The organism is Klebsiella sp. TF21-TM, from assembly GCF_019753495.1.
Classification (GTDB): Bacteria; Pseudomonadota; Gammaproteobacteria; order Enterobacterales; family Enterobacteriaceae; genus Klebsiella; species Klebsiella quasipneumoniae.
On sequence record NZ_JAIJYL010000021.1, the window covers coordinates 35659 to 58301 of the forward strand.

The 22643-nt window shown below is 58.5% G+C and carries 22 protein-coding genes; 8 read left to right on the plus strand and 14 right to left on the minus strand.

Annotated features, from left to right (window positions below):
- Positions 1-111 precede the first annotated feature (111 nt).
- The 8 genes from fabF to yceD form a co-directional block, all read right to left on the minus strand.
- Positions 112-1353, minus strand: a complete 1242-nt coding sequence (fabF, locus tag K5R89_RS18785; RefSeq protein WP_002900666.1) for a beta-ketoacyl-ACP synthase II — start codon at positions 1351-1353, stop codon at positions 112-114.
- Positions 1354-1442: 89 nt separating this feature from the next.
- Positions 1443-1679: an acyl carrier protein gene (gene acpP / locus K5R89_RS18790; protein WP_000103754.1), complete on the minus strand. Its 237-nt coding sequence runs from the start codon at positions 1677-1679 to the stop codon at positions 1443-1445.
- A 210-nt stretch (positions 1680-1889) separates the two neighbouring features.
- Positions 1890-2624 carry a 3-oxoacyl-ACP reductase FabG gene (gene fabG, locus K5R89_RS18795; RefSeq protein ID WP_002899294.1) on the minus strand — a complete coding sequence of 245 codons (735 nt, stop codon included), beginning with the start codon at positions 2622-2624 and terminating at the stop codon, positions 1890-1892.
- A gap of 12 nt (positions 2625-2636) precedes the next feature.
- The gene (fabD, locus tag K5R89_RS18800; RefSeq protein ID WP_217259090.1) at positions 2637-3566 is read right to left on the minus strand and encodes an ACP S-malonyltransferase; all 930 of its coding nucleotides are present in this window, start codon (positions 3564-3566) and stop codon (positions 2637-2639) included.
- 15 nt (positions 3567-3581) lie between these two features.
- Positions 3582-4535 (minus strand): beta-ketoacyl-ACP synthase III, encoded by a 954-nt coding sequence (locus K5R89_RS18805; RefSeq protein WP_002899288.1) that lies wholly within the window; start codon positions 4533-4535, stop codon positions 3582-3584.
- Positions 4536-4588: 53 nt separating this feature from the next.
- Complete coding sequence (gene plsX / locus K5R89_RS18810) at positions 4589-5686, minus strand: phosphate acyltransferase PlsX (RefSeq protein WP_201785712.1); 1098 nt, start codon at positions 5684-5686, stop codon at positions 4589-4591.
- Between the two features lie 203 nt (positions 5687-5889).
- The gene (gene rpmF / locus K5R89_RS18815; RefSeq protein ID WP_000290724.1) at positions 5890-6063 is read right to left on the minus strand and encodes a 50S ribosomal protein L32; all 174 of its coding nucleotides are present in this window, start codon (positions 6061-6063) and stop codon (positions 5890-5892) included.
- Positions 6064-6079: 16 nt separating this feature from the next.
- Positions 6080-6601, minus strand: coding sequence for a 23S rRNA accumulation protein YceD (gene yceD / locus K5R89_RS18820; RefSeq protein WP_017900733.1), 522 nt, complete (start codon positions 6599-6601; stop codon positions 6080-6082).
- 141 nt (positions 6602-6742) lie between these two features.
- Between yceD and K5R89_RS18825 the strand changes: the two genes are divergently transcribed.
- The gene (locus K5R89_RS18825) at positions 6743-7327 is read left to right on the plus strand and encodes a nucleoside triphosphate pyrophosphatase (protein ID WP_023289135.1); all 585 of its coding nucleotides are present in this window, start codon (positions 6743-6745) and stop codon (positions 7325-7327) included.
- 38 nt (positions 7328-7365) lie between these two features.
- On the opposite strand, the gene rluC is transcribed toward K5R89_RS18825, so the two are convergent.
- Positions 7366-8319 (minus strand): 23S rRNA pseudouridine(955/2504/2580) synthase RluC, encoded by a 954-nt coding sequence (gene rluC / locus K5R89_RS18830; protein ID WP_012542245.1) that lies wholly within the window; start codon positions 8317-8319, stop codon positions 7366-7368.
- A gap of 699 nt (positions 8320-9018) precedes the next feature.
- Here rluC and rne point away from each other — a divergent pair.
- Positions 9019-12252 (plus strand): ribonuclease E, encoded by a 3234-nt coding sequence (gene rne, locus K5R89_RS18835; protein ID WP_254242758.1) that lies wholly within the window; start codon positions 9019-9021, stop codon positions 12250-12252.
- 41 nt (positions 12253-12293) lie between these two features.
- Here rne and K5R89_RS18845 read toward each other — a convergent pair whose 3' ends face one another.
- Positions 12294-13322, minus strand: a complete 1029-nt coding sequence (locus tag K5R89_RS18845) for a LysR family transcriptional regulator (protein ID WP_072096710.1) — start codon at positions 13320-13322, stop codon at positions 12294-12296.
- A 16-nt stretch (positions 13323-13338) separates the two neighbouring features.
- On the opposite strand from K5R89_RS18845, the gene K5R89_RS18850 reads away from it, so the two are divergent.
- Positions 13339-14553 carry an MFS transporter gene (locus tag K5R89_RS18850; RefSeq protein ID WP_023289132.1) on the plus strand — a complete coding sequence of 405 codons (1215 nt, stop codon included), beginning with the start codon at positions 13339-13341 and terminating at the stop codon, positions 14551-14553.
- 54 nt (positions 14554-14607) lie between these two features.
- Here K5R89_RS18850 and murJ read toward each other — a convergent pair whose 3' ends face one another.
- The 4 genes from murJ to rimJ all read right to left on the minus strand — a co-directional run bounded on the left by murJ (position 14608) and on the right by rimJ (position 18429).
- A complete protein-coding gene (gene murJ, locus K5R89_RS18855; RefSeq protein WP_023289131.1) occupies positions 14608-16143 on the minus strand; it encodes a murein biosynthesis integral membrane protein MurJ in 1536 nt (511 codons plus the stop codon).
- Positions 16144-16254: 111 nt separating this feature from the next.
- Positions 16255-17166 (minus strand): Gfo/Idh/MocA family protein, encoded by a 912-nt coding sequence (locus tag K5R89_RS18860; protein ID WP_072096704.1) that lies wholly within the window; start codon positions 17164-17166, stop codon positions 16255-16257.
- A gap of 15 nt (positions 17167-17181) precedes the next feature.
- Positions 17182-17835: a YceH family protein gene (locus K5R89_RS18865; protein ID WP_023289129.1), complete on the minus strand. Its 654-nt coding sequence runs from the start codon at positions 17833-17835 to the stop codon at positions 17182-17184.
- 9 nt (positions 17836-17844) lie between these two features.
- Entirely contained in the window at positions 17845-18429 is a 585-nt protein-coding gene (gene rimJ / locus K5R89_RS18870) for a ribosomal protein S5-alanine N-acetyltransferase (RefSeq protein WP_017900738.1), read from the minus strand.
- Positions 18430-18657: 228 nt separating this feature from the next.
- On the opposite strand from rimJ, the gene mdtH reads away from it, so the two are divergent.
- From mdtH to bssS, 5 genes are all read left to right on the plus strand, one after another.
- Positions 18658-19866, plus strand: coding sequence for a multidrug efflux MFS transporter MdtH (gene mdtH, locus K5R89_RS18875; RefSeq protein ID WP_023289127.1), 1209 nt, complete (start codon positions 18658-18660; stop codon positions 19864-19866).
- Between the two features lie 113 nt (positions 19867-19979).
- Positions 19980-20540, plus strand: coding sequence for a lipoprotein (locus K5R89_RS18880; protein ID WP_004204546.1), 561 nt, complete (start codon positions 19980-19982; stop codon positions 20538-20540).
- A gap of 125 nt (positions 20541-20665) precedes the next feature.
- Positions 20666-21712 carry a dihydroorotase gene (gene pyrC, locus K5R89_RS18885; protein ID WP_023289126.1) on the plus strand — a complete coding sequence of 349 codons (1047 nt, stop codon included), beginning with the start codon at positions 20666-20668 and terminating at the stop codon, positions 21710-21712.
- A 73-nt stretch (positions 21713-21785) separates the two neighbouring features.
- The gene (dinI, locus tag K5R89_RS18890) at positions 21786-22037 is read left to right on the plus strand and encodes a DNA damage-inducible protein I (protein WP_023289125.1); all 252 of its coding nucleotides are present in this window, start codon (positions 21786-21788) and stop codon (positions 22035-22037) included.
- Between the two features lie 303 nt (positions 22038-22340).
- On the plus strand, positions 22341-22595 hold the full coding sequence (bssS, locus tag K5R89_RS18895; protein ID WP_023289124.1) for a biofilm formation regulator BssS: 255 nt from the start codon (positions 22341-22343) through the stop codon (positions 22593-22595).
- Positions 22596-22643 lie beyond the last annotated feature (48 nt).

Here is a 22643-nt window from a genome sequence, read left to right on the forward strand (position 1 = left end):
CACAGGTCGGTGAGTGTCTCAGGACACGGAGCAGAGGACAAGCGGAGAAAGCCGAATAAAAAAGGCCCGACGAACGGGCCTTTTGTTAAAGCAGTACCGGGGCAAGCCCTGTCACACTTTTTTGAAGATCAGCGAACCGTTAGTGCCGCCGAAGCCGAAGGAGTTGCACAGGGTGTACTCCATACCGGAAACCTGACGCGCTTCGTGCGGAACGAAGTCGAGGTCGCAGCCCTCATCCGGGTTGTCGAGGTTGATCGTCGGCGGAACCGCCTGATCGCGCAGCGCCAGGATAGAGTAAATCGACTCTACCGCCCCTGCCGCGCCCAGCAGATGCCCGGTCATGGATTTGGTGGAGCTCACCAGTACGCGGCTCGCCGCATCGCCGAAGACAGACTTAACCGCCTGCGCTTCCGCTTTATCGCCAGCCGGCGTCGAGGTGCCGTGGGCATTGACGTAGCCGATCTGGCCCGGTTCGATGCCCGCATCGCGAATGGCATTCACCATCGCCAGCGCGGCGCCCGCGCCATCTTCCGGCGGTGACGTCATGTGGTAAGCATCGCTGCTCATGCCGAAGCCGACGATCTCGGCGTAGATTTTCGCGCCGCGTTTTTTCGCATGCTCGTACTCTTCCAGCACCACCATGCCCGCGCCGTCGCCCAGCACGAAGCCGTCGCGATCTTTATCCCACGGACGGCTTGCCGCCTGCGGGTTGTCATTGCGCGTGGAGAGCGCCCGCGCTGCGCCAAAGCCGCCCACGCCAAGCGGGGTACTGGCTTTTTCCGCACCGCCTGCCACCATCGCATCGGCATCGCCATAGGCGATGATGCGCGCAGCCTGACCGATGTTGTGCACGCCTGAAGTACAGGCGGTCGCGATGGAGATACTTGGTCCACGCAGACCAAACATGATGGTCAGATGCCCGGCCACCATGTTAACAATTGTGGAGGGAACGAAGAATGGGCTGATCTTACGCGGTCCGCCGTTGACCAGCGAACTGTGGTTTTCTTCGATCAAGCCGAGGCCGCCAATACCGGAGCCGATCGCGGCGCCAATACGGGTAGCATTCTCTTCCGTCACTTCAAGGCCAGAATCCTGCATGGCCTGAACGCCAGCGACAATTCCATATTGAATGAAGGCATCCATCTTGCGCTGCTCTTTGCGCGAGATGATGTCATCACAGTTAAAATCCTTTACTAAGCCAGCAAATTTCGTTGCATAGGCGCTAGTATCGAAATGGTCGATCAGGCTGATGCCACTCTGACCGGCAAGGAGAGCTTTCCAGGTAGACTCTACGGTATTGCCGACAGGAGACAACATGCCCAGTCCGGTCACAACTACACGACGCTTAGACACGTTTGTCCTCCAGGGAGGGAAAATAGATTCTTGTGGGACAAAAAAAAGATAAAACTCAGGCGGTCGAATGACCGCCTGGAGATGTTCACTTACGCCTGGTGGCCGTTGATGTAATCAATGGCAGCCTGAACGGTGGTGATTTTCTCAGCTTCTTCGTCCGGAATCTCAGTATCAAACTCTTCTTCCAGAGCCATTACCAGCTCAACGGTGTCAAGAGAATCAGCGCCCAGGTCTTCAACGAAGGAAGCATTGTTGGTAACTTCTTCCTGCTTAACGCCCAGCTGCTCGCCGATAATTTTCTTAACGCGTTCTTCGATAGTGCTCATACTCTTAAATTTCCTATCAAAACTCGCTTTCGCGATGGTTTTCGTAGTGTATAAAATGTTGAAAAATTTGCAACTAAATCCCGGCAGGTCTTACCACGATTTTGCGCTATTTTGAGGCCGTTTGCCCTAAGAACGCAAATCTTTTCGCACAAAACCGCACACAGAACCGTGCGAAGTGCGCGGTTCCTGAACGTTTTGCACAAATCTCGGTCAGACCATGTACATTCCGCCGTTGACGTGCAGGGTTTCACCAGTGATGTAACTTGCTTCGTCAGAGGCTAAAAATGCCACCGCGCTGGCGATTTCATTTGGGGTGCCAAGGCGCCCCGCAGGAACTGCCGCCAGCGTACCCGCACGCTGCTCATCGGTCAGCGCACGCGTCATGTCCGTTTCAATAAAGCCCGGAGCAACAACGTTTACAGTAATACCGCGTGACGCAACTTCACGCGCCAGTGATTTACTGAAGCCGATCAGACCCGCTTTCGCCGCAGCGTAGTTGGCCTGACCCGCATTTCCCATGGTACCAACCACAGAACCGATAGTGATAATACGTCCATGACGCTTTTTCATCATAGCGCGCATTACCGCTTTTGACAGACGGAAAACCGATGACAGGTTGGTTTCGATAATATCGTTCCACTCGTCATCTTTCATGCGCATTAACAGGTTGTCGCGAGTGATCCCGGCATTATTCACCAGGATATCCACTTCGCCAAACTCTGCGCGCACATTTTCCAGAACAGATTCAATAGATGCCGGGTCGGTCACATTCAACATCAGACCTTTACCGTTGGCGCCTAAATAGTCGCTGATCGCCTGCGCGCCGCTTTCGCTGGTCGCAGTACCGATAACTTTCGCGCCGCGGGCGACGAGCGTTTCAGCGATGGCGCGGCCAATACCGCGGCTTGCACCGGTAACCAGCGCGATTTTTCCTTCAAAACTCATGGTTTTCCTCTTTTATTGCTCAAGCGCCGCAGACATCGCCGCCGGCTCGTTAAGCGCGGAAGCGGTCAGGGTGTCAACAATACGTTTGGTCAGGCCGGTGAGGACTTTACCCGGGCCAACCTCATACAGATGCGTGACGCCCTGAGCAGCCATAAACTCAACGGTTTTGGTCCACTGAACCGGGCTATACAGCTGGCGTACCAGCGCGTCGCGAATGGCGTCCGGCGCGGTTTCGCACTTCACGTCGACGTTATTTACCACCGGAATCGTCGGCGCGTTGAAGGTGATGTTCTGCAGCTCAAGCGCCAGTTTTTCCGCAGCGGGCTTCATCAGCGCACAGTGGGAGGGCACGCTCACCGGCAGCGGCAGCGCGCGTTTAGCGCCCGCGGCTTTACAGGCGGCGCCTGCGCGTTCGACGGCCTCTTTGTGACCGGCGATAACCACCTGTCCCGGGGAATTGTAGTTCACCGGAGAGACGACCTGCCCTTCGGCCGACTCTTCACAGGCTTTGGCGATAGCCGCGTCGTCCAGACCGATAATCGCTGACATGGCGCCGGTACCTTCCGGTACGGCTTCCTGCATAAATTTGCCGCGCAGTTCAACCAGGCGAACGGCGTCAGCGAAAGCGATAACGCCCGCGCAAACCAGCGCGGAGTATTCGCCAAGGCTGTGGCCTGCCAACAGCGCCGGCGCTTTGCCGCCCTGCTGCTGCCAGACGCGGTACAGCGCCACGGAGGCGGTCAGCAGCGCCGGCTGGGTCTGCCAGGTCTTATTCAGTTCTTCTGCCGGGCCCTGTTGCGTCAGCGCCCACAGATCGTAACCCAACGCTGCGGAAGCTTCACCGAAGGTCTCTTCAATGACCGGCCAGGTCGCCGCCATATCGGCCAGCATGCCTACGGCCTGAGAGCCCTGTCCCGGGAACACAAAAGCAAATTGCGTCATGTTTAAATCCTTATACTAAAAACGAACCAGCGCGGAACCCCAGGTGAAACCGCCACCAAAGGCTTCCAGCAAAATCAGCTGCCCACGTTGAATGCGGCCATCGCGGACGGCCTCATCCAGCGCGCAAGGGACTGACGCCGCGGAGGTGTTGCCATGGCGGTCGAGGGTCACTACGACGTTATCCATCGACATGCCCAGTTTCTTCGCCGTCGCGCTGATGATCCGCAGGTTTGCCTGATGCGGCACCAGCCAGTCCAGCGCTGAACGTTCAAGATTATTCGCGGCCAGCGTCTCATCAACGATATGCGCTAACTCGGTGACCGCCACTTTGAAGACTTCATTACCGGCCATCGTCAGATAGATCGGATTTTCCGGATCGACGCGATCGGCGTTCGGCAGGGTCAGCAGTTCGCCATAGCTACCGTCAGCATGCAGATGCGTCGAGATAATGCCAGGCTCTTCGGAGGCGCCCAGCACCACCGCGCCGGCGCCATCGCCGAAAATAATAATCGTCCCGCGATCGGCCGGATCGCAGGTGCGCGCCAGCACATCAGCGCCAACGACCAGCGCATAATCCACCGCGCCGTTTTTCACATACTGATCGGCGACGCTCAGCGCATAGGTGAAACCGGCGCAGGCGGCCGCGACGTCAAACGCCGGGCAGCCTTTGACGCCCAGCATAGACTGAATCTGGCAAGCCGAACTCGGAAACGCGTGCGTGCCGGAGGTGGTCGCAACGATGATCAGACCAATTTGCTCCGCGGACACGCCCGCCATCGCCAGCGCCTGCTTTGCGGCTTCAAAGCCCATCGTAGCAACTGTTTCATGCGCTGCGGCAATACGACGCTCACGGATACCTGTGCGGGTGACAATCCACTCGTCAGAGGTCTCTACCATTTTTTCCAGGTCGGCGTTTGTACGCACTTGCTCGGGCAGATAGCTGCCGGTACCAATAATCTTCGTATACATGTACGCTCAGTCACTCTTGGGTAATATACCCGCCTCGTTCAACCGCCGCGGCGTCAGTGGTGTCCATTCGTCCCGCTTTGCTGTCGGGCGTTCACGTCACTGTCGCTTTCCGGCAGCTCGAAACCAGCTGGGTATAAAGATTCCAGGCGCGCGGCGATCCGTTGAGGAATTTGCCGCTGCACCGCCTGCACTGCCTGCTCTATCGCGACGCTAAAGGCGCGCTGATTGGCAGCACCATGACTCTTGATCACGGAACCGCGCAATCCTAACAGACAGGCGCCATTATACTGGTCGGGGTTGAGGTGACTGAATCGCCTCGCCAGGCTTTTTTGTAACCAACGTTTTAGTAACAGCAGCCACCACGACCGTTTTTTGCCCTCTCCCTGAGATTTCAGCAGTGAAAGGAACATTCTGACAACACCTTCCATGGTTTTTAATGTGACGTTGCCCGTGAATCCGTCACAAACCAGCACATCGGTTTTTCCGGTCAACAGTTCATTGGCTTCAAGATAGCCGATGTAGTTGAGGGAAGGCAGCGTTTTGAGCACTGCGGCAGCATCGCGGATGCTGCTGAGGCCTTTCATCTCTTCTTCGCCGATGTTCAGCAAGGCGACGCGTGGATTGGCAATGCCGACCACCTCTTCCGCCAGTACCGCGCCCATCACCGCGAACTGCACCAGCATCGTGCTGTCGCAGTCGACGTTGGCGCCGAGATCCAGCACCACGGTTTTGCCCTTCTGCTGGTGCGGCAGAACCGTCACCAGCGCCGGCCGCTCAATACCTTCAATCGGTTTGAGCAGCAGTTTCGCCAGGCCCATCAGCGCGCCGGTGTTGCCGGCGCTAACGCAGGCTTCCGCCCGCCCTTCTTTCACAAGCTCCAGCGCCACGCGCATTGAGCTTCCGCGACTGCTGCGGATAGCCTGTGCGGGTCGCGCATCACTGGCAATAACTGACTGCGCAGGAATAATCTGCAGACGCGAACGTTGTTCGAAGTCAGCTTTGGCGAGTAATGGCGTGATGGCGTCGGGATCGCCGACTAAAAGAAGTGTGAGTTGCGAATTAGAGTTCAGTGCCTGCAGTGCTGCAGGCACTGTCACGGATGGGCCGAAATCGCCCCCCATGACATCTAACGCCAGGGTTAGACGTGTCAAGGTATCGTCGCTGCCCGGTTCGGTGATTCCCCAGTTGCCCGGGGAGTCCTCACTAAGCTTCATCACGCTGGCACCCGCGAATTTTCACGCTGCAGACGCAACAATCCGGGCATTGACGCTTCTGGTTACCGGGTTAACCGAGTGTCCAGGTACGCACACGCCCGCCATGGCCTGCAACGGGAAATCCTGCGAGTATCGCGTGATTACTTAGCGATAACCTTGCGACCGCGGTAGAAACCGTCGGCAGTGATGTGGTGACGCAGGTGTTTCTCACCAGAAGTTTTGTCTACAGACAGGCTGGTGACTGCGGTCAGCGCGTCATGGGAACGACGCATGCCACGTTTGGAACGGGTTGGTTTATTCTGTTGTACGGCCATGGACCTTACTCCTCAATTACTTACGCTTTAAGCTGGCTAATACGGCAAATGGGTTTGGTTTTTGTGCCTCTTCAGGCAGTTCGCCAAAGACCATGTCCGCGTCGGACACTTCACAGTGTTCAGAATCATGCACCGGAACTACGGGCAGGGAGAGGATAATTTCATCCTCGACCATTGCCTGCAGGTCGATTTCACCGAATTCGTTAACCTCAATCGGCTCATACGCTTCCGGTAGTGCTTCGGCCTGTTCGTCATTTCTGACGGGGCTAAAACAATACGTGGTGTGGACGTGATGGGAGAACGGTTTCCCGCAACGCTGGCATTCGAGGGTTACCGTTACCTTCGCATCGCCTGTAATGACGGCAAGACGCTGGTTATCGATAGCGAACGACATGCTGCATTCCACATCGCTGTCCACGCTGACTACAGAATCGGCTACACGTTCAACCTGATCGCGGGCATAGATGCCTTCGTAATCAAGGCGTTTTTGAGCCGTGCGTACCGGATCAAGAGTCAGGGGTAATTTTACCTTTTGCATAGGGCGCGCATATTAACTTTGTAATGTCATAGAGTCAAAGAAAAAGGCAGCCTCAGGTTGCCTTTTGCCATTTATTCGCACACATTGCGGCGCATAGTTTAAGATGATGCTCTGCGAAGCGCTATATGTGGATGAAAAAATATGTCTGAACTTATCCTGGCGTCAACCTCTCCCTGGCGGCGCATGCTGCTGGAAAAACTGGGATTACCGTTTGAATGCGCGGCGCCTGACGTCGACGAAACGCCCCGTCCTGAAGAATCCGCGCGTCAGCTTGTCACCCGGCTGGCGCAGGCCAAAGCGCAGAGCCTGGCCTCGCGCTACCCCAATCACCTTATTATAGGCTCCGATCAGGTTTGCGTACTGGACGGTGAGATCACCGGTAAACCGCACACCGAGGAAAATGCTCGCAGGCAGTTGAGAAAGGCCAGCGGGTCAATCGTCACCTTTTATACCGGCCTGGCGCTGTATAACTCCGCCAGCGGTCATCTGCAAACCGAATGCGAGCCCTTTGACGTCCACTTCCGCCATCTCAGCGATAAAGAGATCGAAGGCTATGTGCGCAAAGAGAACCCGCTGCAGTGCGCCGGGAGTTTCAAGAGCGAGGGGTTAGGCATTACGCTGTTCGAACGGCTGGAAGGCCGCGACCCGAATACGCTGGTCGGGTTACCCTTAATCGCGCTGTGTCAGATGCTGCGCCGCGAAAACGACAACCCGCTGTTAGGCTAAGGCAAAAAAAAACGGCGGAACTGATTCCGCCGTTGCGCTTATTTGCTCTTCCGTAGCACCTGTAAACAGTGCTTCAGCTGGTTATCCAGCGGCGCCTCAACGCGCATCACCTCCCCGCTCCCCGGGTGGGTAAACTTCAGCGCAGCAGCGTGGAGGAACAGGCGGTTTAAGCCGGTACCTGAGAGTTGCTTATCAAATTCGCGGTCGCCATAGCGGTCGTCAAAGGCGATAGGATGGCCGGCATACTGGGTATGAACGCGAATCTGATGGGTGCGCCCGGTGACCGGACTGCAGCGCACCAGCGTGGCGAATTCATAACGCTCTTCCACTTTAAAGCGCGTCTCTGACGGCTTGCCTTCCTGACTCACGCGGACAATTCGCTCCCCGCTCTGCAGAATGTTCTTCAATAGCGGGGCCTGCACTACTTTGGTATGCGACTGCCACTGGCCGCGCACCAGCGCCAGATAGTCTTTCTGCATGCCTTTATCGCGCAGCTGCTCGTGCAGCGAACGCAGCGCCGAGCGCTTTTTCGCCACCAGCAGCACGCCTGAAGTATCGCGGTCGAGTCGATGCACCAGCTCAAGGAAGCGCGCCTCCGGGCGCAGGGCGCGCAACCCTTCAATCACCCCGAAGCTCAGGCCGCTGCCGCCATGTACCGCAGTGCCGGAAGGCTTATTGAGGACCAGAATATGATCGTCTTCATAGAGGATCACCTCAGAGAGCGCCGCGACTTTCTGTAGATGCGGCGATACCGCCTCTTCTTCACGCTCCGCCACGCGCACCGGCGGGATACGGACTTCATCGCCCGCTTCCAGCTTATACTCCGGCTTCACGCGTTTTTTATTCACCCGCACCTCGCCTTTACGCAGGATGCGATAAATCATGCTCTTCGGTACGCCTTTCAATTGCGTACGCAAAAAGTTGTCGATACGTTGCCCCGCTTCATCAGCAGCAATGGCAACCATTTTTACGGTTGGGGTCTCAGTTTTCATGGTGCGCGATTCTAAATAGCCGGACGCATTAGCGCCACTCATTTTTATATGCTTATATTTATCATTATCCTGTTTTCACGGTTTGCCTGACCGCCATATTGTTTGTTATTAGAACAATCTGTATGGGCAGGTGATAAAACTGTGAGTAACCGGGTGATAAAAGGTGAAAGTCAACTTGCTATAACAAGGTTAGCAATGGAATAATGAGACCGTTTTCCGTATTGCATCTTGTTAGAACAAGACATTAGCGGAATGACCAATTTTGTCTGACCGATCGCCCACGCAGCAATGGCGTAAGACGTTGTGATCTTTCAGACAGTTAGCGGGCTGCGGGTTGCAGTCCTTACCGGTACAGGCTCTATGGATTTCAAGTCGCAGGAAGGCGTCAACTCCGGGACTCCCGGGAGCTCATCTGGATCAGCCGATCGAGGTGAGCAGGTTAAGCCATCATGCCTGCAACGCGAAAGACGACGAGTATAAATGGAATATTCTCTGGTGATACATCCCAGGCTGTTCCCCTGAATAATTGCGCTGTGTTTCCGTTTGAAACACAGGCGACCGACACTCTGCGCCTCTTAAGCGCGCGACAACCGTGAGGTTGGCGACGTGAACCAGACACGAGGCCATCGGTTTTCCCCCGGAAAGGCATTACTCTGCCCGCAGCTTAGTCGTCAATGTAAGAATAATGAGTAAGTTACGATGAAAAGAATGTTAATCAACGCAACTCAGCAGGAAGAGTTGCGCGTCGCCCTTGTTGATGGGCAGCGCCTGTACGACCTGGATATCGAAAGCCCCGGGCACGAACAGAAAAAAGCGAACATCTACAAAGGCAAAATCACCCGCATTGAACCCAGCCTTGAAGCCGCGTTTGTTGATTACGGCGCCGAGCGTCATGGTTTCCTCCCCCTCAAAGAAATCGCCCGCGAATACTTCCCCGCCAACTACAATGCGCATGGTCGTCCTAATATCAAAGACGTACTGTGTGAAGGTCAGGAAGTTATCGTGCAGATTGATAAAGAAGAACGCGGCAACAAAGGCGCTGCGCTCACCACCTTTATCAGCCTGGCGGGCAGCTATCTGGTACTGATGCCGAACAACCCGCGCGCGGGGGGAATTTCCCGCCGTATCGAGGGCGACGACCGTACCGAACTGAAAGAAGCGCTGGCGAGCCTGGAGCTTCCGGACGGCATGGGCCTTATCGTTCGCACCGCTGGCGTCGGCAAATCCGCCGAAGCCCTGCAGTGGGACCTGAGCTTCCGTCTGAAACACTGGGAAGCGATTCAGAAAGCCGCGGAAAGCCGTCCGGCGCCGTTCCTGATCCACCAGGAAAGCAACGTCATTGTCCGCGCCTTCCGTGACTACCTGCGCCAGGATATCGGCGAAATCCTGATCGATAACCCGAAAGTGCTTGAGCTGGCGCGCCAGCATATCGCCGCGCTGGGTCGTCCGGATTTCAGCAGCAAAATCAAACTGTACACCGGTGAAATCCCGCTGTTCAGCCACTACCAGATCGAATCCCAGATTGAGTCCGCCTTCCAGCGTGAAGTCCGTCTGCCGTCCGGTGGCTCTATCGTCATCGACAGCACTGAAGCGCTGACCGCTATCGATATCAACTCCGCCCGCGCTACCCGCGGCGGCGATATCGAAGAGACGGCATTCAACACCAACCTCGAAGCGGCTGACGAGATTGCCCGCCAGCTGCGTCTGCGCGACCTCGGCGGCCTGATCGTTATCGACTTTATCGATATGACTCCGGTTCGCCACCAGCGCGCCGTGGAGAACCGTCTGCGCGAAGCCGTCCGTCAGGACCGGGCGCGCATTCAGATCAGCCATATCTCGCGCTTCGGCCTGCTGGAGATGTCCCGCCAGCGCCTGAGTCCGTCGCTGGGCGAATCCAGCCACCACGTCTGCCCGCGCTGCTCCGGCACCGGCACCGTGCGTGATAACGAATCGCTGTCGCTCTCTATTCTGCGTCTGATTGAAGAAGAAGCGCTGAAAGAGAACACCAAAGAAGTTCATGCCATCGTTCCGGTACCGATCGCCTCCTATCTGCTGAACGAAAAACGTGCCGCGGTGAGCGCTATTGAATCCCGTCAGGGCGATGTGCGCGTGATCATCGTGCCAAACGACGAAATGCAGACGCCGCACTACTCCGTCCTGCGCGTGCGCAAAGGTGAAGAGACCTCAACGCTGAGCTACCTGCTGCCGAAGCTGCATGAAGAAGAGATGGCGCTGCCGGGCGACGATGAGCCGGCAGAACGGAAACGTCCGGAACAACCGGCCCTCGCCGCTTTTGTCATGCCTGACGCGCCGCCGGCCCCGATGCTCGAAGAGCCAGCCGCCGCGCCTGTCGCCGCAGCGACCCCGGTCGCGGCCGCCGCACCGGCGCAGCCTGGCCTGCTCTCGCGCTTCTTCAGCGCGCTGAAGAATATCTTCTCTGGCGCCGAAGAGGCCAAACCGGCTGAAGTTCAGGTCGAGAAGAAAGCGGAAGAAAAACCAGAGCGTCAGCAGGAGCGCCGTAAACCGCGCGCCAACAACCGCCGCGATCGCAACGACCGTCGTGACAATCGCGACAATCGTGATAATCGCGACAACCGTGATAACCGCGACGCGCGTGCCGAGAATAACGAAGGCCGTGAACCGCGCGAATCGCGTGAAGAGAACCGTCGCAACCGTCGCGAGAAGCCGTCGCAGAACGTGGAAGCCCGTGATGTTCGCCAGACCTCAGGTGACGACGCGGAAAAAGCGAAATCTCGTGACGAGCAGCAGCCGCGCCGCGAACGCACCCGCCGCCGCAATGACGACAAACGTCAGGCGCAGCAGGAAGCCAAAGCGCAGACACGCGAAGAGCCGGTAGTGCAGGAGACGGAGCAGGAAGAGCGTGTGCAGACCCTGCCGCGTCGTAAACCGCGCCAGCTGGCACAGAAAGTACGCGTCGAGTCCGCTGTCGTTGAGCAGGTTGCCGAGATCGTGCCAGAAGCCGTAGTGGCGGAAGTTATCGCTCCGCGCAGCGAGCCGGTGAAAACCGAGCTGCCAGCAGTCGTGGAGAGCGTGGCGGACCAGGACGAAAATGGCGAATCCCGTGAAGCGAACGGTATGCCGCGTCGCTCACGTCGTTCCCCGCGTCACCTGCGCGTCAGCGGTCAGCGTCGTCGTCGCTATCGTGACGAACGCTATCCGACCCAGTCGCCAATGCCGCTGACCGTGGCCTGCGCATCGCCGGAGATGGCTTCCGGTAAAGTCTGGATCCGCTACCCGGTAGTTCGTCCGCAGGACCAGCAGCCGGAAGAGGTTCAGGTTCAGGACGACAACGTCGTGGAAACTGTCGCGGCCGTCGCGGCCCCGGTTGCCGTCGTTGAAACCGTTACCGCTGCGCCGGTCACCGTCGAGCCGGCAACCATGGAGCCGGTTACCGCTGAGCCTGTGGTCGTCGAGCCGGTCGCGGCCGCCGAGCCGGTGGTCGTTGATGCTGCGGAAGTTGTCGCGCCAGCAGCCGTCGAGCCTGCGCCGCAGGAGCTGGTCACCGAAGCGCCGGCTGTCGAAGCGCCTCAGGCTATCGCGCCAGTGACGATCGACGCCGAGCCGGTGGTGGTAGAACCTGAAGTGGTGGAAACGGCGCCTGTCGTTGAAGCGCCAGTGGAAACCATCGCCCCGGCGGCGGAAACCGCGGTTGAAGCATCGGTTGTCGAAGCAGCGCCTGTCGAGCCGGTCAAGGCCGAGCCACCGGTGAGCAAGCCGGTAGTGGTGGCGAGTCATCGCCATGCCACCGCGCCAATGACCCGTGCGCCAGCGCCGGACTATGTCCCGGAAGCACCGCGCCACAGCACCTGGGTGCGGCCGCCATTCGCCTTTGAAGGTAAAGGCGCCGCCGGCGGTCATAGCGCGACCCATAAAGCCACCGCTGAACCGACCCGCCCACAGCCCGTCGAGTAAGCGTGCTAAATAAAAAAAACCGGCCTCCTGGCCGTTTTTTTTTATGCGCTTTGCGGAGGCTGCATGCCGGCGAGGTCCGGCATGATCTCCCGCATCAGGTCGAGGAACTTACGCAGCCGCGTCGGATAATAGCGCGCCCAGGGATAGACCAGATGGACCGGCAGCGAGGCGGGACGCCACTGCGGGAACAGCTCTGTCAACCTTCCGGCGGCAAGATCCTCCGCCACCGTCCAGCTGGACACCATCGCCACCCCCAGACCCGCCAGCGCGGTATTGCGCGCGACGTACAGGCTGTCGGTGCTCAGACAGGGGGTAATCGCCGTGGAGACGATCTGCCCGCTTACCTGATGTCGGAGCCGTACCTCATGCTGATAAAAGGTGTTAATGGCGATCCACGGCAGGCCGGATAATGCCTCCAGCGAGGTTAACGGCGGGTACTTCGCCAGCAGTTCAGGAGAGGCCACCACGCAGCGCGGCACTTCCGCCAGCAGCACGGAGACCGTGGCCGGATCCACCTCCGCCCCCACGCGGATGGCGCAGTCGATATTATCGCTGAGAAAGTCGACAGTATTATCATTCAGCATCCACTCCACCGACAGCTGCGGATGACGCTGGAGAAAGGCGACCAGCGGCCCCAGCAGCTGCTGCTGGCCAAAAGCGTGCGGTGCCCTCACCCGCAGCACCCCTACCGGCCGATCGTCGGCAATACGCAGGTCATCTTCCAGCGCCAGCCAGGCATCCACCAGCTGGCGAGCGTGACGGTAGCAGCGTTCGCCATCGTCAGTGAGCTTCATCGCATGGGTGGTACGCAGGATCAGCTTGACCCCCAGCAGCCCTTCAAGGGACTGCAGGCGGCGGCTGACGGTCGCCTGAGTGGTATCCATCTGCCCCGCCGCGGCGGAGAGCGATCCGGTCTCCACAATGCGGATATAAGTGCGCATCAGCTCAATGCGGTCTATACGCTCCTGTCTTTTCATTCTTCTTTTGCCTATACGTGCTACGTATAACCGTTTTACCACCAGCCCGGCTACCGCGCCAGCCGCGTTCAGGGAAAAATAGCCCCATCGCATACACGAGGCACTGAACATGACACCGACTTCTCTTTCCGCCCGCGACGCAGGCTGGATTATCTTCATTCTCGCGCTCGGCGCTGGCTTTAGCGTCGCCTCTATCTACTACGCGCAGCCGCTGCTGCCGTTGATGGGCGCCAATCTCCACCTGACGGTAGAAGGTATGGGTCTGGTCCCTACCCTAACGCAGGCGGGTTATGCGCTCGGCATTCTGTTCCTGCTTCCGCTCGGCGACCGCCACGATCGCCGCCGGCTGATCCTGGTGAAAAGCGCGCTGCTGGCGCTCCTGCTGCTGCTGTGCAGCCTCACCGGCCAGCTCAGCTCACTGCTGGTGGTCAGTTTGCTGATCGGTATGGCGGCGACCATGGCGCAGGATATCGTCCCGGCGGCGGCGATCCTCGCCCCGGCGGGCAAGCAGGGAAAAATGGTGGGCACGGTGATGACCGGGCTGCTGCTGGGGATCCTGCTTTCCCGGACGGTCAGCGGCGTGGTGGGCGCAGTGTTCGGCTGGCGGGTGATGTATCAGGCGGCGGCGGTCAGCGTGGCGCTGATTGGCCTGGTGATGTGGCGGGTGCTGCCGCGCTTCGCCATTCACTCGACGCTGAGCTATCCGCAGCTGATGGCCTCGATGGCGCATCTGTGGCAGCGTTACCCGGCGCTACGCCGCGCTGCGCTGGCTCAGGGGGCGCTCTCTGTCGCCTTCAGCGCCTTCTGGTCGACGCTGGCGGTGATGCTCTCCGAACACTATCACATGGGCAGCGCGGTAGCGGGCGGCTTTGGTATCGCCGGGGCCGCCGGGGCGCTGGCCGCGCCGCTGGCCGGCGGACTGGCCGATAAATTTGGCGCCGGTAAAGTGACGCAAATGGGGGCGGCGCTGGTCACCGTCTCCTTCGCCCTGATGTTTATACTGCCGCTGCTGCCACTGCATGGCCAGCTGGCGCTGATTGCCCTGTCGGCGATTGGCTTCGACCTTGGCCTGCAGTCAAGCCTGGTGGCGCATCAGAACCTGGTGTATGGCCTTGAGCCACAGGCCCGCGGCCGCCTGAACGCTCTGCTGTTTACCGTGGTCTTCATTGGGATGTCGCTGGGGTCGGTGCTGGGCAGCAAGCTTTACGTACTGGCCGGCTGGAACGGGGTGGTTACCCTGGCGGTGGTCAGCGGGGCGATCGCCCTGGCGATCCGCTTGCTGGAGAATGCCCGTATCGTTGCAGCCGAACGCCGCGCATCATAAAAAAAACCCGCTTCGCCTGAGGCGAAGCGGGTTCATCAATTCCCATTCAAGCGCTTACGCTGTACGACGGGCAAACTCTTTCACGCGGAAGCCCAGCAGCAGCAGCGTGGCGAAATAAGCCACCACTCCGGCGATCACCACCACCAGCAGACGCATCAGACGGAACGGCATCGTCCCCAGCGACCACTCCGGCATGAGATGCATGACGCCCAGCAGCGCCGCGGCCATGACCAGCACCGCAGCAATCAGACGCAGCAGGAAGGCCAGCCAGCCCGGTTGGGGGGTGAAAATTTTCTGTTTACGCAACTGCCAGTAAAGCAGCGCAGCGTTCAGGCAGGCCGCCAGGCCGATGGACAGCGACAGACCCGCATGCTTCAGCGGGCCGATAAACGCCAGGTTCATCACCTGGGTCATAATCAGGGTGACAATGGCAATCTTGACCGGGGTCTTGATGTCCTGACGGGAATAGAAACCCGGCGCCAGCACCTTCACCACGATAAGCCCCATGAGCCCCACGGAATAAGCCACCAGCGCGCGCTGGGTCATCGCCGCATCAAAGGCGCTAAATTTGCCGTACTGGAACAGGGCCACGGTCAGCGGTTTAGCGAGGATCCCCAGCGCCACCGCGCTCGGCAGCGCCAGCAGGAAGCAAAGACGCAGCCCCCAGTCCATCAGCCGGCAATACTCGTCATGATTACCGCTGGCGAAGCTTTTTGACAGCGAGGGCAGCAGGATAGTGCCGAGCGCCACCCCCAGGACACCGGACGGAAACTCCATCAGGCGGTCGGCATAGTACATCCACGACACCGATCCCGACACGAGAAACGAAGCGAAGATGGTATTGATGATAAGGGAGATCTGGCTTACCGACACGCCGAGGATCGCCGGGCCCATCTGCTTCACCACCCGCATCGCGCCGGCATCTTTCAGATTGATGCGCGGCAGGACCAGCATGCCAATCTTCTTCAGGTGCGGCAGCTGGTAGGCCAGCTGCAGCACGCCGCCGACCGTGACGGCCCAGGCCAGCGCCAGCACCGGCGGATGGAAGTACGGCGCGGCAAACAGCGCAAAGCCAATCATGCTGACGTTAAGGAACGTCGGCGCAAAGGCCGGCACCGAGAAGCGGTTCCAGGTATTGAGGATCGCCCCCACCAGCGAGGCCAGGGAGATCAGCAAAATATAGGGGAAGGTAATGCGCAGCAATTGGGTGGTCAGCGCAAATTTATCGGCGGTATCAGCAAACCCGGGGGCGGTGATGGTGATCACCCACGGCGCCGCCAGCATCCCGATAACGGTGACGATCGCCAGGGCCAGGGTCAGCAATCCGGAGACATACGAGACAAACACCCGGGTGGCATCTTCGCCCTGCTTGCTTTTATATTCGGCAAGGATCGGCACAAACGCCTGCGAGAAGGCGCCTTCGGCAAAAATACGCCGCAGCAGATTAGGCAGTTTGAAGGCGACGAAAAAGGCGTCGGTCGCCATCCCGGCGCCAAAAATGCGCGCCACAATCGCATCGCGGGCAAAGCCCAGCACGCGCGAAAACATGGTCATCGAACTGACGGCCGCCAGTGATTTTAAAAGGTTCATTACGCTGTTATTCCAAACCCTGGAGTAAAACGCCCGCAAATGCGGGCGCTGGAAAGTGGCGATAGTCTACCGGGTTCAACATGAATTACTACTGTCAGTTGTTACAACGGATTATTCGCTGATGGCGTCGCGCCAGAGTTTGTCGACCACCCGCTGAGCCAGCAGCGCCTGTTCGCCTGCAGTTTCAGGAACGGTCTGATTTTGCACGCATTCGATAAAATGGCGCGCGCAGCCGACAAAGCCGCGCTGCTCCAGGGTGGTTTGCCAGCCGGCGACCGGGCGCTGGACCACGCCGTGACCGCACTCCTCCTGCCATTCGCGCATCTCGCTGACGGCATATAGCCCGCCATCCGTCACCGCCTGCACCCACTCGCGCTGGCTGCCTGCGCGGCGGTGCATGCTGGTGGTGACCTGCAGTCGGGGCGAACTGAACTGGTGTTCGGCATAGAGCATCTCGCCCTGCGGAGTGATCTGTAGCGCGCCACCGCGCAGACGCGCCTGACCGTCGGCCAGCCATAGCGCGGTATCCACCACGTGCAGATAGTCATCAAGCAGGGTAAAGCGCAGATCGTTGCCCACGCTATCGCTGCGGTGCTTATCCATCCGCAGCGAGGCCGCCTCGCCCAGCCGTCCCTTCAGCTCCCGATAGAGCGGTGCGAAGCGTCGATTGAAACCGACCATCAGCGTCAGACGCCGCCGCGCCGCCAGCTCGACCAGCATCTCCGCCTCACTCAGCTTGTCCGCCAGCGGTTTGTCCACGCAAACATGAACCCCGGCATTCAGCAAATGATTCACCACTTCATAATGTGAAGCCGTCGACGTATGGACAAAAACCGCATCGCACTGCGCCGCCAGAGCATCCAGTGATTCAGCGTAGGGGATCCGCCAGGTTTCGCAGACCCGCAGCGCCTTCTCTTTTCCCGGCGACCAGGCCGCCTGCAGCGTCCAGCTTTCCGCCGCCCCCAGCACCGGCAGCCACGCTTTCTGCGCAATGCCGCCTAAGCCAACCACTCCGATGCGCAATCTTGTCCCCACGTTTTAGTCCCCCAGATGGTGTAACAGCGAATCGAGGCGCGCTTTCAGCTCCGCCACCTCGCCTTCCAGCGCTTCAACCCTGGCTCGCAGATCGTCATCCTCTTCCAGCGGCGCGAGTGCTTCCACCGTCGTGATCAGCGTGTCCATCTCGTCGCAAAACAGATGCATATAGCGGCTTTCCCGTTTTCCCGGCTCCCGGGGCAGACGGGCGACGAAGGGACCATCTTCGCGGGTCGCCAGCCCTTCCAGCACGCTTTCCACTTCCGCCATATCGCTGAACTCATGCATCCGCTGCGCCCGGCTGCGTAATTCACCCGGCGTCTGGGCGCCGCGCAGCAGCAGCGTCGTCACCACCGCCACCTCGCCGGCGCTGAGCTTCAGATCGCCAAATTCGGAGTTGCAAAAGCGCTGCTCATACTTGGTTACCCGATTGCCGAATCCGCTGACCGTGCGCAGATAGTGGCGTTTCACCAGGGTATCCAGCAGCGTCTGGACCTCGCCTTCGCTCAGCGACATCACCGGCTCGCGGTTGGTTTTCTGATTGCAGGCGGTCACGACGGCGTTCACCGACAGCGGATACTGCTCGGGCGTGGTGACCTGCTTTTCCAGCAGACAGCCAATGACGCGCGCTTCATGCGCGGTTAACTGATATTTCATCCTCTCTCCTTAACGTCCCGCTGACCAGTCCGGCGTCGTTAGCGCCGTCAATACATGGTCACGCCACTGCCCGTCGATCAGCAGGTAATCTTTGGCGTAACCCTCTTTTTCAAACCCCAACCGCGCCAGCAGCGCGCCGCTGCGCTGATTATGCGGCATATAGTTGGCCATAATGCGATGAATATGCTGCGTACGCTGCATATAGCGAATCGCCGACGTCAGCGCTTCAAACATCAGCCCCTGCCCCTGCCACTTCTCGCCAATAGAGTAGCCGAGATAGCAGGCATGGAATGATCCACGCACCACGTTGGAAAAGTTCGCCACGCCGACGATCTCCTTTTCCTCCGGATCGAGCAGCGCGAAATAAAAAGCAGACCCCTGTTTATGAAACTCGGCGATCATCGACAGACGCGCCTGCCATCCGGAAGGATAGCAGTGGCTGTCGTCACGAACCGGCTCCCAGGGTTTTAAGAACGCCTTATTCTCGGCGTAATAATCGGCCAGACGCCAGGCGTCACGATCGTGAACCAGGCGCACCACCAGCCGGTCCGTCGTCAAACGCACCTTCGGCACGTTACTGCGATAGCCAAACATTTCCTTTTCAGTCCCCCTGACTTCATTCTTGCTGCCTTCACTATACCTGTCCTGCGCGACGGTGTGAAAACAGCAACATACCATTTTCTGCGCCATCTCCTCTTTTCGATGAATAGCCTCAATCGAACTTGCATTTTGATAAAAAAATATTGTCGCAAGGGCGCTGGGAAAAGCAGCAGATTGCCCGCAGAATATCCACGCTTATCTCTATTTTTCCCTGGAGGGGAAATGTCCCGCGTCTCGCAGGCAAGGAGCCTGGGTAAATATTTCCTGTTAGTCGATAACATGCTGGTCGTGTTGGGCTTTTTTGTCGTCTTCCCGCTGATTTCCATCCGCTTTGTCGATCAGATGGGCTGGGCGGCGCTGATGGTCGGCATCGCGCTCGGCCTGCGCCAGTTGGTGCAGCAGGGATTAGGTATCTTTGGCGGCGCTATCGCCGACCGCTTCGGCGCCAAACCGATGATCGTCACCGGTATGCTGATGCGCGCAGGCGGCTTCGCGGCGATGGCCGTCGCCCATGAGCCGTGGGTGCTGTGGTTCTCGTGCATACTTTCCGGGCTCGGCGGCACGCTGTTCGATCCGCCGCGGGCGGCGCTGGTGGTTAAGCTGGTGCGCCCGCATCAGCGCGGCCGCTTTTTCTCCATCCTGATGATGCAGGATAGCGCCGGCGCGGTGATTGGCGCGCTGCTGGGCAGCTGGCTGCTGCAGTATGATTTCCGCCTGGTGTGCAGCGCCGGCGCCGCGCTGTTTATCGCCTGCGCGGCATTTAACGCCTGGTATCTGCCGGCATGGAAGCTCTCGACGGTGAAAACGCCGATCCGCGAGGGTCTGGGCCGGGTGCTGCGGGACAAGCGCTTCGTCACCTATGTCCTGACGCTGACGGGCTATTACATGCTGGCGGTGCAGGTGATGCTGATGCTGCCGATCATGGTGAATGACATCGCCGGCTCGCCGGCCGCCGTGAAGTGGATGTACGCCATCGAAGCCACCATTTCGCTGACCCTGCTCTATCCCATTGCCCGCTGGAGCGAAAAACGTTTTCGCCTTGAGCACCGGCTGATGGCCGGTCTGCTGGTGATGACTCTGGCCATGCTCCCCATCGGCATGACCAGCAGTTTGCAACAGCTGTTTACCCTGATCTGCCTGTTTTACATCGGATCCATCATTGCCGAACCCGCCCGTGAGACGCTGGGCGCCTCGCTGGCGGACGCCCGGGCGCGCGGCAGCTATATGGGCTTCAGCCGCCTGGGGCTCGCCTTTGGCGGCGCGCTGGGATATGCGGGCGGCGGCTGGCTGTTCGATGCCGGTAAGGCCGCGGGCCAGCCCGAGCTGCCGTGGCTGATGCTCGGGGCCATCGGGGTTATCACCTTCCTGGCGCTGTGGTGGCAGTTTAGTCCGAAACGCTCTGCCTCCGGCATGCTGGAGCCGCGGACCTGATGCGCGCGGCGGCGGTTTCTCCTGCTTTCAGCCTATTCTGCTGGTATCGAGGGTGCTGACAGGTCATGATGCTTTGTGTCAGGATGAATGAAGATATGAGCCAGAGGACCCCCATGAAAAAGATTTTGATCGCCGCCGCGCTGATTGTCAGCGGCCTGCTGAGCGGCTGTAATCAGCTGACCCAATACACAGTAAGCGAGCAGGAGATTAACCAGGCCCTGCAGAAGCGAAACCATTTTGCCAAAGATATTGGTCTGAAAGGCGTTGCCGACGCCCATATCGAACTGCAGAACCTCACCAGCGCCATCGGGCGCGAGGAGCCGGGCAAAGTCACGCTGACCGGGATCGCTAACGTCGACCTGAACTCCCTGTTCGGCACGCAGAAAGCGACGATCGATCTGAAGCTCAAAGCGCTGCCAACCTTTGACAGAGAGAAAGGCGCCATCTTCCTGCAGGAAATGGAGGTGGTGGATGCCAAAGTGGCGCCCGAGAAACTGCAGTCGGTCATTCAGGCCCTGCTCCCCTATCTGAATCAGTCGCTGCGCAGTTACTTCAGCCAGCAGCCTGCCTATGTCCTGCGTGAGGACGCCAGCACCGGTGAAGCGCTGGCGAAGAAATACGCCAAAGGCATAGAGGTGAAGCCGGGCGAGATTGTCATCCCCTTTACCAATTAATCTCCAGGGCGCCGCGGCGCCCTCAATTTTTTACGGAAATGAGTGCAAAGGAAAACGTTTACGCTTATCCTTAGTGCCCGGCAAAAAACAGCCCTGATGACTGAACCTATTAGCCGGAGCCTTCCATGACAGCACAATCCCAGGTATTGAAAATCCGCCGCCCAGACGACTGGCATATCCATCTGCGTGATGACGATATGCTGAAAACCGTCGTGCCTTATACCAGTGAGTTTTATGGCCGGGCGATCGTGATGCCGAATCTGGTGCCGCCTGTCACCACCGTCGCGGCGGCTATCGCCTATCGCCAGCGCATTATGGACGCCGTCCCGGCCGGGCACGATTTTACCCCGCTGATGACCTGCTATCTGACAGACTCCCTCGACCCGGCGGAGCTGGAGCGCGGCTTTAACGAAGGCGTGTTCACCGCCGCCAAGCTTTACCCGGCCAATGCCACCACCAACTCCAGCCACGGCGTCACCAGCACCGACGCCATTATGCCGGTGCTGGAGCGGATGGAAAAACTGGGGATGCCGCTGCTGGTACATGGCGAAGTCACCCACGCCGAGATTGATATTTTCGACCGCGAAGCGCGCTTTATTGAAACCGTGATGGAGCCGCTGCGCCAGCGCCTGCCCGGCCTGAAGGTGGTCTTTGAGCATATCACCACCAAAGATGCCGCCGAGTATGTGCGTGACGGCAATGAATTGCTGGCGGCCACTATCACCCCGCAGCATCTGATGTTCAACCGTAACCATATGCTGGTCGGCGGTATTCGTCCTCACTTGTACTGCCTGCCGGTACTCAAACGCAATATTCATCAGCAGGCACTGCGCGAACTGGTCGCCAGCGGCTTTAGCCGCGTCTTCCTTGGCACCGATTCCGCGCCGCACGCCCGCCATCGTAAGGAAGCCAGCTGCGGCTGCGCCGGCTGCTTCAACGCCCCGACCGCCCTCGGCAGCTACGCCACCGTGTTTGAAGAAATGAACGCTCTGCAGCACTTTGAGGCCTTCTGCTCACTGAACGGCCCGCGCTTTTACGGTCTGCCGGTCAATGAAAGCTATGTTGAACTGGTGCGTGAAGAGACGACCGTCGTTGACAGTATTGCGTTGCCCAATGACACCCTGGTGCCGTTCCTGGCAGGTGAAACCGTCCGCTGGACCATGAAGCGATAAAAAACGCGGCCCCCTGTTGTCAATGCTCATCAGATACTGTATAAATAACCAGTATCAAACACAGGGGGCAATTATGCGCATTGAAGTCTCTATCGCCAAAACGACCGCCTTACCCAACGGCGCGCTGGAAGCGCTGAATAACGAACTCTCTCGCCGTATCGCCGAACAGTTCCCGGCCATCGACAGCCAGGTGAGCGTTCGCTACGCCACGGGCAATCAGCTCTCGGTGTTCGGCGGCCTGAAAGAAGACAAAGACCGGATAAGCGAAATCCTGCAAGAAACCTGGGAAAGCGCGGACGACTGGTTTGTCCACGATCTCTCCTGAAGCATGGCGGGATCCAGTTACTCTGGTTTGCTCCCTCATTGTGCTTTTCTTTGCCGGGTCGCCCCGGCTTTTTTATCCTCTTCTCATGTTCAGAATATTCCTGATTATTCTGCTTAATATCGACTAAAATGGCCGTTTTGCACGCTTATCTTGAGCAAAAAAGCGGCAAAACAAGAAAATCATGCTGCCTTTCATTTAATTTCTCGAGTTTATTCTTGATCCCTGATATAATTAACTTGCTTCAAAAAACATGCATTAAACCTCGAGAATTGTTGTCTTTTAACATATGAATAAGGGGTTATGATGGAAAAAAATAATGAAGTCATTCAGACCCATCCCCTCGTCGGATGGGACATCAGCACCGTTGATAGCTACGATGCGCTGATGTTGCGCCTGCACTACCAGAACCCCGCTCAAGAAAACAGTCATGATGCTGAGATAGGCCAGACGCTATGGCTAACGACGGACGTCGCACGTCAGTTTATTTCAATCCTGGAAGCAGGCATTGCGAAAATTGAATCTGGCGAATACCAGGAAAACGAGTACCGCAGACATTAACGCGGCACGCGGAATGACTTAACAATAAGCTTAACAGGCACCTGCGGG